The sequence below is a fragment of the Chitinophaga barathri genome (assembly GCF_003807585.1).
GTDB classification, from domain to species: domain Bacteria; phylum Bacteroidota; class Bacteroidia; order Chitinophagales; family Chitinophagaceae; genus Chitinophaga; species Chitinophaga barathri.
In genome coordinates this window covers 1-14799 of sequence record NZ_RMBX01000015.1, presented here as the reverse complement: position 1 = coordinate 14799, position 14799 = coordinate 1, and the positions used below count along the sequence as shown (strand labels likewise).

The 14799-nt window shown below is 48.1% G+C and carries 13 protein-coding genes; 8 read left to right on the top strand and 5 right to left on the bottom strand.

The window, feature by feature from the left end:
* The first annotated feature begins 18 nt into the window (after positions 1 to 18).
* The 3 genes from EG028_RS23910 (at position 19) to EG028_RS23900 (ending at position 2896) form a co-directional block, all read left to right on the top strand.
* Positions 19 to 1428, top strand: a complete 1410-nt coding sequence (locus EG028_RS23910) for a Gfo/Idh/MocA family protein (protein ID WP_120518876.1) — start codon at positions 19 to 21, stop codon at positions 1426 to 1428.
* A 254-nt stretch (positions 1429 to 1682) separates the two neighbouring features.
* Positions 1683 to 2405, top strand: a complete 723-nt coding sequence (locus tag EG028_RS23905) for a helix-turn-helix transcriptional regulator (RefSeq protein ID WP_120518875.1) — start codon at positions 1683 to 1685, stop codon at positions 2403 to 2405.
* A gap of 137 nt (positions 2406 to 2542) precedes the next feature.
* Complete coding sequence (locus EG028_RS23900; protein WP_120518874.1) at positions 2543 to 2896, top strand: hypothetical protein; 354 nt, start codon at positions 2543 to 2545, stop codon at positions 2894 to 2896.
* A 55-nt stretch (positions 2897 to 2951) separates the two neighbouring features.
* Here the strand turns inward: EG028_RS23900 and EG028_RS23895 are convergent, their stop codons facing one another.
* Positions 2952 to 4217, bottom strand: a complete 1266-nt coding sequence (locus EG028_RS23895; protein WP_162946622.1) for a hypothetical protein — start codon at positions 4215 to 4217, stop codon at positions 2952 to 2954.
* A 29-nt stretch (positions 4218 to 4246) separates the two neighbouring features.
* Here EG028_RS23895 and EG028_RS23890 point away from each other — a divergent pair, with 29 nt between their 5' ends.
* The 4 genes from EG028_RS23890 (at position 4247) to EG028_RS23875 (ending at position 8423) form a co-directional block, all read left to right on the top strand.
* A complete protein-coding gene (locus EG028_RS23890; RefSeq protein ID WP_162946621.1) occupies positions 4247 to 5320 on the top strand; it encodes a winged helix DNA-binding domain-containing protein in 1074 nt (357 codons plus the stop codon).
* A 264-nt stretch (positions 5321 to 5584) separates the two neighbouring features.
* A complete protein-coding gene (locus EG028_RS23885; protein WP_120518871.1) occupies positions 5585 to 6886 on the top strand; it encodes an MFS transporter in 1302 nt (433 codons plus the stop codon).
* Between the two features lie 10 nt (positions 6887 to 6896).
* Complete coding sequence (locus EG028_RS23880) at positions 6897 to 7868, top strand: carotenoid biosynthesis protein (RefSeq protein ID WP_120518870.1); 972 nt, start codon at positions 6897 to 6899, stop codon at positions 7866 to 7868.
* Positions 7869 to 7889: 21 nt separating this feature from the next.
* A complete protein-coding gene (locus EG028_RS23875) occupies positions 7890 to 8423 on the top strand; it encodes a CopD family protein (protein ID WP_120518869.1) in 534 nt (177 codons plus the stop codon).
* On the opposite strand, the gene EG028_RS23870 is transcribed toward EG028_RS23875, so the two are convergent.
* The 4 genes from EG028_RS23870 to ybeY all read right to left on the bottom strand — a co-directional run bounded on the left by EG028_RS23870 (position 8420) and on the right by ybeY (position 13865).
* Positions 8420 to 9766, bottom strand: a complete 1347-nt coding sequence (locus tag EG028_RS23870; RefSeq protein ID WP_120518868.1) for an outer membrane beta-barrel protein — start codon at positions 9764 to 9766, stop codon at positions 8420 to 8422. The genes EG028_RS23875 and EG028_RS23870 overlap by 4 nt on opposite strands.
* Positions 9763 to 10341 (bottom strand): RNA polymerase sigma factor, encoded by a 579-nt coding sequence (locus EG028_RS23865; protein WP_206614511.1) that lies wholly within the window; start codon positions 10339 to 10341, stop codon positions 9763 to 9765. The genes EG028_RS23870 and EG028_RS23865 overlap by 4 nt, the downstream gene beginning before the upstream one ends.
* A gap of 384 nt (positions 10342 to 10725) precedes the next feature.
* Positions 10726 to 12594, bottom strand: a complete 1869-nt coding sequence (gene mnmG, locus EG028_RS23860; protein ID WP_120518866.1) for a tRNA uridine-5-carboxymethylaminomethyl(34) synthesis enzyme MnmG — start codon at positions 12592 to 12594, stop codon at positions 10726 to 10728.
* An 845-nt stretch (positions 12595 to 13439) separates the two neighbouring features.
* The gene (gene ybeY, locus EG028_RS23855; RefSeq protein ID WP_120518864.1) at positions 13440 to 13865 is read right to left on the bottom strand and encodes an rRNA maturation RNase YbeY; all 426 of its coding nucleotides are present in this window, start codon (positions 13863 to 13865) and stop codon (positions 13440 to 13442) included.
* A gap of 132 nt (positions 13866 to 13997) precedes the next feature.
* On the opposite strand from ybeY, the gene EG028_RS23850 reads away from it, so the two are divergent.
* Positions 13998 to 14228 carry a FeoA family protein gene (locus EG028_RS23850; protein ID WP_120518863.1) on the top strand — a complete coding sequence of 77 codons (231 nt, stop codon included), beginning with the start codon at positions 13998 to 14000 and terminating at the stop codon, positions 14226 to 14228.
* Positions 14229 to 14799: the final 571 nt, after the last annotated feature.

Below are 14799 nucleotides of genomic sequence, written 5' to 3'. Positions count from 1 at the left end.
TCTAAATCCATATTCCACATGCATTCCAAGAAAACTGGCCAGGAATCGTCCCGGAGGAAATTCCTGAAAAATTCCATCAAAGGCGCCGTAGGCACACTGGCGCTTACGAATTTACCCACCATTGTGCCCGCTCACGTTATAAAAGGGCCCATGGCGCCCAGCAACCGCATCAATATCGGCGCCATCGGCAACGGCCGCATTTCGCGTGAACATGACATGCCCGGCGTGTGGAAGCACGACCAGGCCAGGATTCTTGCTGTTTGTGACCTGGATAAAAACCGTGTTGAATCCGCCCGGAAACTCGTGAACGAGTATTATACCAAAAAAACCGGCCAGGCTTCGGACGCGGTAAAAACGTATGAAAATTACGAAGACCTGTTGGCGAACAAAGATATCGACGCAGTGATCATCAGTACGCCGGACCACTGGCACGTAATGCCGGCCGTTGCCGCCGTGCGCGCCGGGAAAGATGTGTACATGCAGAAACCAGCTTCGCTCACTATTGCGGAAGGACGGTTCCTCAGCAATGAAGTACACAAGTCCGGGCGCATTCTCCAGATCGGCAGCCAGCAGCGTTCCATGCCGCAGTTCAAAAGAGCCTGCGAGCTGGTACGCAACGGGCGCATCGGCAAGCTGCATACTATTTACGTGGGCCTTCCGATAGACAACCCGGCGGAAAGCACCGTGGAGCATGACATGCCCGTTCCCGCTTCGCTCAATTATGAAAAATGGCTGGGCGAAACGCCGGTAGCGCCGTATACCCTCAAGAGGGTACATCCGCTCAATGATTTTTCCCGCCCGGGCTGGCTCCGCTGCGAGCAGTTTGGCGCAGGCATGATTACCGGCTGGGGGGCGCATCACTTTGATATCGTGAACTGGGGCATGGGGACCGAATACACCGGCCCGATAGAAATCACAGCTGAAGCGGAATTTCCCAAAGCAGGCAACCTCTGGGATGTACACGGCCCCTTCAAATCAGAGAACATTTATGCCAACGGCGTAAAAGTATTGGCCAGCAACAGTTTCCCGAATGGCGTGAAGTTCGTTGGCTCCGAAGGCTGGATCTTTGTTTCCCGCGGAAATTATTCCGCTACGGCAAACGATCCTACCCAGGCAGCCAAAAACAGCAAAGCCCTGGATGCCAGCGACCCGAAAATATTAACCTCCGTAATCGGGGAGAACGAAATAAGACTGGTGGACAGCAAAGATCATCATGGAAACTGGCTCGAGTCCATCGTGAGCCGCATCCCGCCCATCACACCGATAGAAGTGGGGCACCGCGCCTGCACCGTATGCCTGCTGAACCATGCGGGCATGAAGCTGAAGCGCAAGCTCCACTGGGACCCGGTGCTGGAACGTTTTAAAAATGATGATGAAGCAAATCTTTTGTTAAGCCGGCCACAACGATGGCCCTACATCCTTGCTTAACTCTGGCGGAAGGGAACAGGGCGTATCTATCCAGGTACGCCCTTTTTTTGTTAATGGCATTCCCCGGCACCCTTCCGTTCCTATTTCGTTCTCCCTCAACTGGCTTTATTTCGCGGAAATTTATAAATAATGTTATTTTGTAAGATCGCCACATTACGACTTCTTCACCCGGGTTTTCGTATGCCCGTTATCGTTCCTGGATAAATCCGAAGTTGATTGTCTGTGGCAGCGGCGGTGAGGATGCAAAACGAAAAATGATGCCGCTTACAAACCTGACGCTGCTGTTGATAGCCTTATACGGCGGCATTGCCATACTTACCATTCTCGGTGTAGCATTTCTCATCAGGTCTTTTTATTATAGCAAAAAATATGTAGAACAAAAAGAACGACGGCTACTCCAGGAAAAAGAAACCGCCCGCCTCCAAATAATCCTGCTCGAAAAAAACAACCATAACCTCTCCCATGACCTGGATCAGGCCGAGTTACGCAGCAGGCTATACGAAGAGCAAACCGCGGCACAGGCGGAGAAAATATTTGTCCTGGAAGAAGAAACGGCCCGTGTCACCGCACGGCTGGAGCAGCTTCAGAAAGAAGTAATGGCCTCTGCCCTTCAGCTGGAAAGGAAAAACGACATCCTTCAGGCCCTCCGCGAAAAACTACATCAGCCCGGCCTCAATATGGACAAACTCATTCATAAGGAACAGCAGGTGGATGATGATTTTAAAGAATACCGGGCTTCGCTCAAAAATATCCACCCCGGTTTTTATACCTCCCTGCATGAAAAAGCCGTGCAGAAATTAACCCCGCTGGACGAAAAGTATTGCGCCCTCATTTACATGAAACTCTCCAATAAGCAAATCGCTTCTTTGCTGAACATAGAGCCCCGCAGCATTCAAATGACCAAATACCGGCTTAAACAGAAGTTCGGACTGGGGAAAGATGATTCCCTGGATGTCTACATCCGGCAAATAATTTGATTGAATATCAATTGATTATAAAAAATATGCTGTAGTGTAGACTGTTTGTAGGGCCTGCTTAACCCAAATTTATCATTCAACCCGCCATATTTGCACCATCGAATAATTCCATGCTTAGGCACTTATAACCCAATCCCATGAAACACAAATCCTTAAGGGAGCGCCTGTCTGCCCTGTTCAACGTAAGCCTGCCCATCAGCGGCGGCTCTGGTGAAACCATCGACGAGCCCATTATTATATCCATTACCGGGTGCGCCCTGTTTGTGGAAGTACAGTATCATGTCCTCGAGCTGATCTGGAAATCCCGCGGGCTGCCCTGGGAGGTGCACAAACAAAACCTGATTGAACACCAGGACCGTACCATCGACAAACTTGTGATCAAAACCCGCGAAGTGAGCGAGGATCACATTTCCTACCGCTACGAAAATTTCTTCTTCGATATTACTGATTGTCTCGAAACCAAACTGGTGCAGGACAACGACGTTATCTGATCATCCTTTGTTTCAACGGTTTTGCAGATAACCTGTCTGCAAAACCAACCCATTTTTATTTGGGCACATAGGTGATCCTGATTTCGTTATTCCGTTTCATATCGGTGTTCAGCCCGAAACTTTTCGTTTGCCCGCCGTACCTGATGCGCAACTCTGCGGTATTGGGCGGGATGCTGCCAAGGTTATCCGCGATAAACACCAGGATATTTTCTCCCGGCTTCAGCTCCACCGGTACCCGCGACAATTTTTGTTTCACCGGGAAGCCGGACTGGATAAGCGTTCCGTTCAGGCGGAGGGTAACGCTGTCCCCATCTTCCACCTGCCCGTCCCATAGTTCGAGCGTGAGATTTTTTTCGTTTACCCCGAAAGCGCCAAGGGGCTCGGTTTTCCGGGTGTTCTCTGCTATGGTTGCTGTGGCCGAATCTTTTTTACCGGGCTCATATACTACCTGCGCCACCATAAACGTGGCGAATGCGTTGGCCCTGTAAGTAAAGTCCAGTGAATATTCGTTTTTGTCGATGCCCATGTAAAGCCGGCCCGTGTTGGGCGGTAGCCGGCCGTAGTTGTCCGCGAAAAACGCGAGGATGTTCATGCCGGTGTCCAGCATAATATGCTGGCGGCGGTTATCTTCATTTACTTCCGCTTTATCCAGCAGCCGCTTCCCGTTGTGCACAAGCGTTACCGTGTCTTTGTCCAGCGTCTCCTGGTCGTTGATCTGCAGCACGACGGACCTTTCATGCGAAATGATCTTGTCATACATCCCGTAAAAAATGTCCCCGTTCTCAGGATGCAGTATTTCCTGCACAGCAGTGTCTTTCCAGGGTGTATTGGCCGTTTTGTGAAAAGTGAGGGAATCGCGGTAGAGCATATCGCGGAGGGTCACTTTTGTATTGACATAAATTTCGTCATCGTCGTAAAGGCCTTTCATCCAGATGCCAAAGTTGTCTATCCACATCCTGTTCAGCTCCAGGTTTTTCCCTTTCAGGTCCAGCGTACCGTTCAGGTACATGAGCCAGATGCCCAGCCGGAAGGGCACTTCGCTCAATGGTACTTTGTTCCTGCCGATGCCCAGCTGGCGTTCATTCTTTTTTACCAGCAATACTTTATAGGAGGCGGAGAAGATGCTGTACCGGATGTTGAGCTTCGCGGGAAACAATACGCCGTTCGACGGTTCCCCAATTTCCAGTTCCATAATGGTAGCCGGGATATGGGGCCATGGTTTGCTGCTCATTTTCCAGGTGCCGGTGAACGGGTTCTGCCGGGCCGATGCTGTCAGGAACAATCCCATCATCCAGGTACAAACAATTATCAATTTCCGCATACACTAAAATAAATATAATTTCGAAGGGTATGACTATCGCTGACATCCTTCAGCTCCGCCTGGAGCAACAATATATCACGAAACCTTTTACAGGTAAGGCTCCCGGGCTGGCCAGCCACCTATGTGCCATGCAGGCGCAGGATTACGCGGCCGCCAAATGGGCAATGGGCCTGCGTATGCCAGGCTTCACGGATGAAATGGCGGATGCGGCCTTTGCGGATAAATCACTTATCAGGACGTATAGCGTACGAAGTACTATACACATCGTGCACCCGGAAGACGCCCGGTGGCTCATCGCGCTTACACGCGACCGTTTTGTATCCACCAGCGCCAGCCTTAACCGTAAGCTGGAGCTGGATGAAAAAACACTGTTGAAAAGTACCACCATTATCCGCGATGCTTTGACGGGAGGGAAAGAGTTGACAAGGGATGAGCTGAAACTTTTGCTGGAAAAGAAAAAGATAAACTGCGAATCGCAACGTCTCAATCACATGCTGTATCGCGCGGGAATGGACCAGGTACTGTGTTTCGGAAAACGCCGCGGCAAAGAATTTACATACGCCCTGCTGGATGATTATGTGCCTGCCGGTAAAAAGATCCCGCAACAGGAAGCGTTAAGCCGGCTGGCGCTCAGATTTATCACCGGTCATGGGCCTGCCACCGCACAGGATTTTTCCTGGTGGAGTGGTCACCCGGTCACGGCCTGCAAAGCTGCTTTCCTTTCCCATGGGAAATCCCTGCATTCCGTAACTGTACAGGACCAGGAATACTGGATGCTCCCGGATATAAAACCCGGCAAACCCGCCACTGGCATCAAACTCCTTTCCGGCTTCGACGAATATTACATGGGCTTCAAAGATAAAGGGCTCATGCTGGATAAAGAATTTTCCAAACCCATGTCCACGCCCAACGGGTTGCTGCCTTACATCATCCTGCTAAACAGAAAGGTGGCCGGCACCTGGCGGAGGAATATCAAAAAAAATATCATCGGGATGGAATACACCCCGTTCAAACCTTTCACCGCGGCACAGCAAAAAGCCCTGAAAGAAGCCGCAAAACCTTTTGGTAAATTTATAGGACTGCCGCTGGAGTGGGAGAAGTAAATCTGTTTGTTGAGTTACTTTATCCCCCACATTTTCCGGTAACGTTCATGAAGGCTATCAATCCTCATAAAACTTTCATGCAGTGAAAGCTGTTGCTGGTGCTGCTTTTGCTGAATCCTTCGGATAGTTTTCCGCATCTGGCTCATGCGTATCCTGATGTTGCGGTTAACTCCCTGCCTGTTGTTTTCCATAGTTTCCGAATATATACTTTTTTAAGACCCGCCCGCAAAACCTACTTGACCCGGAATTAATTATTTTTGGAGGATGACCACTTCCACGATCCCTAAAAATGCCGGCACCGCCTGGCGCCTGAAAGCCATTTTTACCGGTTCTGTAGGCAACCTGGTGGAATGGTACGACTGGTATGCCTATGCGGCGTTCGCTTTATATTTCGCGCCGGTATTTTTCCCCAAAGGAAATCCTACCGTCCAGCTGCTGAACACGGCGGCTATTTTTGCCGTAGGTTTCCTGATGCGGCCTATCGGCGGATGGCTCTTTGGCAGCATCGCGGATAAACGCGGGCGCAAAACGGCCATGACCTTGTCCGTTATGCTCATGTCCTTCGGATCGTTTATGATCGCCTGCACACCGTCCTATTCGAGTATCGGGATGGCCGCGCCGGTGTTGCTTTTGCTGGCAAGACTGCTGCAGGGGCTGAGCGTGGGAGGGGAGTATGGTACTTCCGCCACTTATCTCAGTGAAGTAGCGGACTCAAACCGGCGTGGTTTCTTCTCCAGTTTTCAATATGTGACCCTCATCGGCGGGCAGCTGCTGGCGCTGGGAATCCAATTGCTGTTGCAGAAAGTTTTCCTCGATAAAGAACAACTGGCGGAATGGGGCTGGCGTATTCCTTTTGTGATCGGTGCCATGCTGGCGCTGGTGGCCTTGTATCTCCGGCGGAACATGCACGAATCGGTGAATGTGGATATCAAAAAGAAAGAACGCGGCTCTGTAAAAGCGCTTTTCAAAAACCACCCGAAAGCCGTGCTCACTGTAATCGGGCTCACGATGGGAGGAACGCTCGCGTTTTATACTTACACCACTTACATGCAGAAATTCCTCGTGAATACCGTGAAACTCACGACGGAACAATCCACGCTCATTACTTTTTGCCTCATGCTGATCTACGCGCTGCTGCAGCCTTTGTTCGGCATGTTGTCGGATAAAGTGGGGAGAAAACCTTTACTGATGGGCTTCGGTATACTCGGAACTATTTTCACCGTACCGATCCTCACCGCTATCAGCCATACTACTTCACCATGGTCGGCTTTTTTCCTGATACTCGCGGCCTTGCTGATTGTAAGCGGCTATACTTCCATCAATGCAGTTGTGAAAGCGGAATTGTTCCCCGCTGAGATCCGCGCGTTGGGCGTGGGTTTCCCGTATGCCATGACGGTCGCGCTGTTTGGCGGAACGGCGGAATATCTCGCACTCTGGTTCAAAGACCTTGGCCATGAGCCTTGGTATTATTGGTATGTAGCGTTTTGTATTTTTATTTCCCTGATCGTATATACGGTTTCCAAGGACAGCCGGAAAGATTCGTATATGGACAAAGAACAGTTATAAACATTCGCGTATGAAACCCTTTGCCGGCATGCCTTACGGCTATCCGCCCTTTTTCTGTTATCCTCTTACGGAATTGTGCATGTACATCCTGTTCATGTTGTGCATATACCACGCCTGGAAAAAAGGGCCCGGCCACATGGCATACCTGCTGGGCGGCCTGGGCTTCGGCCTGCTGCTGGAGTATGTGAATGTGAGGGCGAGTGCGGGTTATGTATACGGAAAGTTCTGGGTGATGTTCGGCAACGACCCGAAAGATATCCCGCTTTGCATTGGCATGGGATGGGCCGTGATCATGTACACGGCAAGGTTGGTAACGGATGCGCTCAATATGCCCATCTGGGCCGCGGCCGCAGTAGACACACTGCTGGCGATAAACATCGATCTCAGTATGGACGTGGTCGCTTACCGCCTGCACATGTGGCATTGGGACTGGGAAAACCGCACCGGTGTTCAATTCTCATTGACCGGCCAATGGTTTGGCATTCCTTACGGTAATTTCTACGGCTGGTTGCTGGTAGTATTTTATTACTCCGTATTTGCACGGCTGCTGGAAAAAGTAAAGTGGGCAGGCCGCAAAGCCTGGAGGATTGCCACACCATTATTATCTATTCTCATTTCACAGGTGGCTTTGTATATTTCCCTGTTCCCCCTTTCGGACTGGCTGCGGACTTTGGGGATTACCAGCGCACACAGGCTGGTGGCTTTGTTTGTGATCTTTATCACCATAGCGGTATTAGGTTTTATGAAAAAAGGCACGGTGACACGAACACACTTACCATTGGTAACCTGGCTGGTGCCGGGATGGTTCCACGTGTATTTTCTTTGCTGGTTTTTCGCCGCGGGGTTTTACCAGGAGAATAGCTGGATGACCTTCTGGTGTATCCTGAATTTCCTGGTGGGTATTGTTATTCATTGGATAATTTACCGTTCGCTGCACCAGCGGGAAATGTTACCTGCGCGGAATCATGCAGGCGGTAGATGATTTTATGTAATTTTGCCGGGTATGTATCTCACCATTAAGGCCCTCCATATCATTTTTATTGTCACCTGGTTTGCCGGGTTGTTTTACATCGTCCGTCTTTTTGTGTATTACACGGAAGCGGAAACGATGCAAGAACCGCGCAGGCAAATTTTACAGGAGCAATACCGCATCATGATGAAGCGGCTCTGGTTTGGGATCACCTGGCCTTCGGCCGTGCTCACGCTTATCTTCGGGCCCTGGATGTTGATACTTTTAGGCAGTGTTCCGTTCTGGTTGTGGATAAAGTTGGGTTTTGTGCTGGGGCTGTATGTCTATTTCTTTTTTCTCCACGGCATTTTTAAAGACCTCATGAAGGGCCGTGTGAAACTTACTTCCACACAACTCCGCGTGTGGAATGAAGTAGCCACTATATTTCTCGTGGCCATCGTTTTCCTGGTAGTGCTGAAAAGTTTTCTCAGTATGATCTGGGCGATGGTTGGGCTGATAATATTTGTGGTGGTGCTGATGCTAGCGATAAAGATTTACAAAAACATCCGCGAGAAAAAATCCCGTTAGTCTTTTTTCTTTCCCAGTATAGCCTGCACCGTTACCCCGGCGGAATATACTCTCACGCTTCCCTGGCCCACACCGTTCACGGGGATTTTTACATACGGCTGCAATCCCCAGCTGAGGCGGCTGCGCGTTTGTTTTTCCCAGGTCACGCCGAGATTGATCACTGAAAAATAGTGGTGGTTCTGGTTGTCGTATTCGCGGGTATATTTTACGTTGTTCGGGTAATGGTATTCGTATTTTTCCTTGAGCATAAGGTAAGACGATGCACCGGCCGTTGCGCTCCAGCTGCTTTTTTTGCCTTGTGCAAAAGTGTAACTTATATTCAGCGGGATGTCTATCACATCGCAGTTCGCATCGATGGCGTAATAGGTCGGCGGATAATTGGATGAATATTCAGAAGGAGAAGCGCCGTACAATTTTTTAGCATACCCCACGCCGCTGCTGATATACCAGCGGTTATTCACATGATATCTTACGATCAGGCCGGTGGTGATGCCCACGGGCATTCCTTTAAATGCGGGTGTCACATTCATATCCGGACCTAGGAACAAGCCACCGTCAAATCCGCGTTGTTGTTTTTTGCGCGCGGGTTTCTTTTTATCTTCTGTATTCATCGCTGAATCGCTTACCGTGCCTGGCTTTTGAGCCGGGTTATCCACATTTGTTGGAGTGAGAGGGATGATCCCGGGAAGCGGGTTTATTGTTGAAGGGTTATTCACATTCCCCGGGACGGAAGAACCACTTTGCGGATTCCCTGGGGTTACACCGGATGTGTTTGGCGTGTTATTCACATTTTCGCCGGAAGATGAATTATTTTTTATCGGTTCAGTTCCTGCAACGGGGTTATTCACATCTTTCGAATGCGTAACGGATGAATTGTTGGAAGGATTTACCGTAACAGGATTATTTCCTGCCTGCTTGTTAATGTTTGCGGAGATGCCTGAATTTCGCACGGGGTTATTCACATTCTTCCCGCTTTGCGGATAAAGATTTGCGGTGCCGGCCGGTGCTGATGAATATGGCCTGTGTCTCCCGGCCGGTTTATCCACATCATTGTTATTCGCTCCTGGATTGGCGGAAGGAGGAACTTTATTTTCCCGGATATTCGCTGAGTTGTTCACAGATCCACCGGTGCCGGATTTATTTACATCAGTAACGGCGGCGAACCACCACCAGCCACCCAGGCCTACGATCAGCAGCAAACCTCCGGCCCACCACCACCAGAACGGTCTGCGGCGGTCTGCATCGTCCAGCTTCGATTTCATTTGTTCCCAGGCGGCGGGGTCAAATGAAGGCTCAGCTTCCTGCAGCTTTTTACGGATTATATTTTCAAACTGTTCGCTCATTTTTTCACGGTTGCACCGAACGTGCCGGCGCCTGGTATTTTAAGGGATGATAATTCTTCTATCTTTTCTTTCAATATTTTTTTTGCTTTAAACAGGTTCGATTTGGATGTGCCTTCGGAAATTCCCAGCATAGCGGCAATTTCCTGGTGTTGAAAACCTTCCATCACGTATAAATTGAAGACTGTCTTATAAGCCGGGGGGAGATTCTGAACAAGGAGCAGAATTTCGTCATAGGATAGTTTGTCTAAAGCTTTATCATCGGAAACCCCAAGATCATACGCCTGGGATATATCTTCCGCAAAAGCAATTTTCTTACGGCTGCGCAGATGATCAATAGCCGTGTTGGCCATGATCTTACTGAGCCAGCTTTTAAACGGTCGGGACGTATCGTAAGAATTGATGTGGTAAAAAACTTTCAAGAACCCATCGTTTAAGATTTCAATCGCCTCATTCTTGTTATTCGCGTAACGCAAACAGATAGCCATGGCATATCCGAAGAACTGCCGGTAAAGTGCTTCCTGGCTGCTCCGGTTCCACGACCTGCAGCCTGCTATGATTTCAGAAATGTCCTGCACTGTTTTTTGTTACTACCTGTTCTTTTTTGTTTCTACAACCCCCGGCACAAAATATTACCAGGTACCGCGCTGTTTTTAAAAGTTGTTTTACAGTTTACGGGGCTTTAACTCATTCGGTTGCCTGATGCCTGGAAAAAAATAATGCACTGGCGAAAATTGAAGCTCTTTTTGGAGGAAAAATCACTGGTTCAAATTTAAGGGGATTTTCAGGCTTTTTTATCGATTTTTATCCTTTTTGAGGGCATAACCTTATACATGCCGAGATCGTTAAAATTTGAGGTTGTTTTTATTTTATTGAAAGTCAATTACTTATATATTTTCTGGTCTTGTGACAAAAAAAGAGCATCAACTGATGCTCTTTCTCTGAAAAATTATGTTGAAAATTTACCGGCCCATATAAACCATGAGGATTTGCACGTCGCTCGGATTTACTCCGCTGATCCTGCTCGCCTGGCCCAAAGTTCTTGGTTTGATCCTGGTGAATTTCTGACGCGCTTCGTTGGATAAAGAAACGAGTTTAGAATAATCAAAAGTGTCCGGAATCATCAGGTCTTCCAGTTGACTCATTTTCTGCACCAGTTCATTTTCCTTTTCGATATATACATCGTACTTCACCTGGATTTCTACCTGTTCCAAAACTTCCCGGCTGAAACCTTCCAATGCTTTTGCAAGTTTGGGCAGGTTGTTTTTCATGGACATAATATCCAATCCCGGGCGGAGTAATACCTGGTGAGCACGTTGTTTTTGTGTAAGCGGAGCGGAGTTATTTTCCTGGAGCCAGGTATTTGTCTCTTCCGGTTCCAGCGGCAATTCCTTCAGAATAGTTTTTACTTTTTCCACCCCGGCCAGTTTCTGGCGGGTTTTCTCCATTCTTTCTTCTGTGGCAAGACCCAGTTTATAGCTTCTTTCTGTCAAACGGAGGTCTGCATTATCCTGGCGGAGGAGTGTTCTGAACTCCGCGCGGGAGGTAAACATCCGGTAAGGTTCGTCCGTTCCTTTGTTGATCAGGTCATCTATGAGTACCCCGATGTATGCTTCGCTGCGTTTCAAAACCAGCGGCGCCTGTTCTTTTACTTTCAAATGTGCGTTGATGCCGGCCATTAAACCCTGGCAAGCTGCCTCTTCATAACCGGTAGTCCCGTTGATCTGGCCCGCGAAAAACAGGTTACTTACCTGTTTTGTCTCAAGGGAAAACTGCAATTGGGTAGGTGGGAAGTAATCATATTCGATGGCATAACCGGGTCGGAACATTCTCACGTTTTCAAAACCGGCCACCATTTTTAATGCTTTCAGCTGAACATCTTCCGGGAGGGAGGTAGAAAAACCGTTCACATAGATCTCGACAGTGTTAAAACCTTCGGGTTCTACGAACAATTGGTGGCGTTCGCGTTCGGCAAAACGGTTGATTTTGTCTTCGATGCTGGGGCAATAACGTGGGCCGATACCCTGGATCCTACCCTGGAACATGGGAGATCTGTCAAAACCTGTGCGCAGTATCTCATGAACCTGCTCGGAAGTGTAGGTGATCCAGCAGCTGCGTTGCTGATCCGGGCGGATTTTTTCAACGTCCATGTAGGAGAAGCCTACTATTTCTTCATCCCCTTTTTGTTCTTCCATTTTGGAATAGTCCAGGGAGCGTCCGTCTATCCGGGGAGGGGTGCCTGTTTTCAGTCGGTCGCTTTCAAAACCCAGGGAAACGAGTTGTTCGGTGATACCGGTAGCTGCTTTTTCCGCTACACGGCCGCCGCCGAATTGTTTATCCCCGATATGGATCACGCCATTGAGGAAAGTTCCATTGGTCAATACCACTGCTTTGGCTGAGATTTCATGACCGAGGCCGGTGATCACACCCTGGCAGGTTCCGTTTTTGATGATGAGGCCTTTCACCATATCCTGGTAAAAGTCCACGTTCGGCGTATTTTCAAGGGCTTCTCTCCACTTGGCGGCGAAGAGCATGCGGTCGTTTTGTGTTCTTGGGCTCCACATGGCAGGACCTTTACTACGGTTCAGCATGCGGAATTGTATCATGGACTGGTCTGTAACGATACCGGAGTATCCGCCGAGGGCATCTATTTCGCGAACGATCTGGCCTTTGGCTATACCACCCATAGCGGGATTACAGCTCATTTGCGCGATGGTTTGCATATTCATGGTTACCAGCAGCACCCTTGACCCCATATTAGCGGCAGCGGCGGCGGCTTCACAACCGGCATGTCCGGCGCCCACAACAATTACATCGTAAGAAGGGAACATTACTTGAATTTTGAGAATGCAAAGTTAAGGCAAAAGATTGATGGGGAGGGGATTAAAAGGGGTAGAAAGGTGATGAGGGAAAGGAGGGGGAAGGTAGCAGTCTTAAAGGAAGGCAATTTCAAAGAATTCGGTATGATTTGATATCCGGGTGAAAGGAAAGGAACGCGGGTATGGGGAAGTAAAAGGAGATTCCTGGAGGGAAAGGACAGTGGATCAGGTCTTATCCATCTCTACAAAAGGTACATGGAGGCAATGTATTTATTGAGCAAGGAGCTATTTCCTGAAGGAACAGGATAGTGAAATTGGGCTTTTTCATACTTCTAAAGGGATGAGTTCCTTCCTTTTGATCAAAGAAGAGGGGGTGGAAGGAGTAAGGGGAATAGGAAACCTTGCTGAGAAGCCAGGTAATTTAACCCTGAGATATATTAAGGCAATAAAAAGGAAGGAATCATACTTTAAGGGGTACGGTACTATTACTATGAAAGGGGTTAGTTTCCGGGGGAGGAGTGCAAGATAGAATACAGAGAAAGACATCCGGGAAGTATAGTAAGGGGTAGTTACAGGATGATATCAGTCCGAAATATTAAAAAAAGTAGGCTGACTTCTTATCTAAGGGTATTCTTTTTCTCCTTTTAGAAGGAGAGACCCGGCTTTCAAAGGGAGGGGAGATAAGGGATATTGCCTAAAAAAATAAACAATGTTCCACGTGGAACATTTCATTTCATCCAAATAATCAAACTCTATTACCCGGAAAATCAAATACAAGTCTTCAAAAAACAAAAAGAGGAATGTTCCACGTGGAACATTCCTCCAAACATCCTATTCGAAACAACAATAAGTAAACCCTATTGCTGAAAGTACAGCTGTAAATATTCATCCTCTTTCTGCCTCATCAGTTCTTCTTCCTTCTTCGACTTATCTTTATACCCGCATAAGTGCAAAGCCCCATGAAAAATCACCCTATGAAGTTCATAGTTTTCCGTCACCTCATACTTATCCGCATTCTCCTTCACCCTGTCGATACTTATGTAAATCTCTCCCTCCGTAACATCCGGATCATCCGAAAGCTCGAACGTAACGATGTCTGTATAGGTATCATGCTTCAGGAACTCTTCATTTAACTGTAGAAGATATTCATCCGTACAGAATATGTATTGGAGATTGGATAATCCCTGTTCCTCTCTTTCGAATAACTCCCGGATGAACTGCTTTAACCTGGTACGGTGCTTAAGACCCACTTTCACTTCATGGGCGGAAAAATGTACTGCCATAGTGTAAAATTATAGTGAAAATTCGGATCGTCCACCTTCATTTTTTGCATATTGGCCATTGTGCAATACCTTTGCGCTGTAATAGCTGGGGCCATGGTCACAGATCGGTTTTAACTCGCTCAACAAATATTTATGATTAAACTCTCATCCCTAACGATTGGCAAAAGTGCAGTAATCCGGGAATTTGAAAAAAGCGATATTCATATAAAACTCATGGAGATGGGATGTGTTCCTGGAGAGACCATAAAAGTAGAAAAGGTGGCGCCGCTGGGAGATCCAATATGCATTATTGTTGCCGGCTATAATCTCTCCCTCCGTAAAACCGAAGCCGATCATATCTGGGTAGAAGAGATCGCAGTGTAATAAAGAAAGATATTCTGAAGGGGCCGTTCTAATAGAACGGCCCCTTTTTTATTGGTCCCAGCCGTTAGTTAAAACTAAGCGCATTAGTGCACGGTTTTAGTAATGCGAGAAAATCTAACGCAGAACTGGCCTTGTTCGGATCGTCGTTGTGAAAAGGTCGTCATTGCGAGAAGTAGCGGGGATTTGTGCAGGAGCCGCGACGAAGCAATCTCCTCCATATCCTGAAGTACCTCCCATCCGATGCAGGAGATTGCTTCGTCACCCTACCCACTCTAGCGCTGCTGCTCCTCCTTTAGTTCAAAATAGTTCTTTGAAAAAGATTACTACTACTATTACTACTATAAGCATTTAAGGAGGGGGGCCCGGGGGGAGTGCGGATACTGTGAAAAAGATGTGCATTTTTGTGGAAAGAGCGGGGGGAACTATCAGCTCCTGTAGACTTGCGGTCTATATTGCGTATTAGTCCCCGCTCCTCCACCGTTGCTTCAGGCCCAGTTAGAATTTTAGACAATGTAGGTCTAATAAAGGTCTTAGGCTACAAGCAACATTTTTTCATACTTAATTATAAAGT

Excerpts from the sequence above, each read along its gene's own strand:
- EG028_RS23910 (WP_120518876.1), top strand. The coding sequence starts at position 19 with ATGCATTCCAAGAAAACTGGCCAGGAATCGTCCCGGAGGAAATTCCTG.
- EG028_RS23905 (WP_120518875.1), top strand. The coding sequence starts at position 1,683 with ATGATGCCGCTTACAAACCTGACGCTGCTGTTGATAGCCTTATACGGC.
- EG028_RS23900 (WP_120518874.1), top strand. The coding sequence starts at position 2,543 with ATGAAACACAAATCCTTAAGGGAGCGCCTGTCTGCCCTGTTCAACGTA.
- EG028_RS23895 (WP_162946622.1), bottom strand. The coding sequence starts at position 4,217 with ATGCGGAAATTGATAATTGTTTGTACCTGGATGATGGGATTGTTCCTG.
- EG028_RS23890 (WP_162946621.1), top strand. The coding sequence starts at position 4,247 with ATGACTATCGCTGACATCCTTCAGCTCCGCCTGGAGCAACAATATATC.
- EG028_RS23885 (WP_120518871.1), top strand. The coding sequence starts at position 5,585 with ATGACCACTTCCACGATCCCTAAAAATGCCGGCACCGCCTGGCGCCTG.
- EG028_RS23880 (WP_120518870.1), top strand. The coding sequence starts at position 6,897 with ATGAAACCCTTTGCCGGCATGCCTTACGGCTATCCGCCCTTTTTCTGT.
- EG028_RS23875 (WP_120518869.1), top strand. The coding sequence starts at position 7,890 with ATGTATCTCACCATTAAGGCCCTCCATATCATTTTTATTGTCACCTGG.
- EG028_RS23870 (WP_120518868.1), bottom strand. The coding sequence starts at position 9,766 with ATGAGCGAACAGTTTGAAAATATAATCCGTAAAAAGCTGCAGGAAGCT.
- mnmG (WP_120518866.1), bottom strand. The coding sequence starts at position 12,594 with ATGTTCCCTTCTTACGATGTAATTGTTGTGGGCGCCGGACATGCCGGT.
- ybeY (WP_120518864.1), bottom strand. The coding sequence starts at position 13,865 with ATGGCAGTACATTTTTCCGCCCATGAAGTGAAAGTGGGTCTTAAGCAC.
- EG028_RS23850 (WP_120518863.1), top strand. The coding sequence starts at position 13,998 with ATGATTAAACTCTCATCCCTAACGATTGGCAAAAGTGCAGTAATCCGG.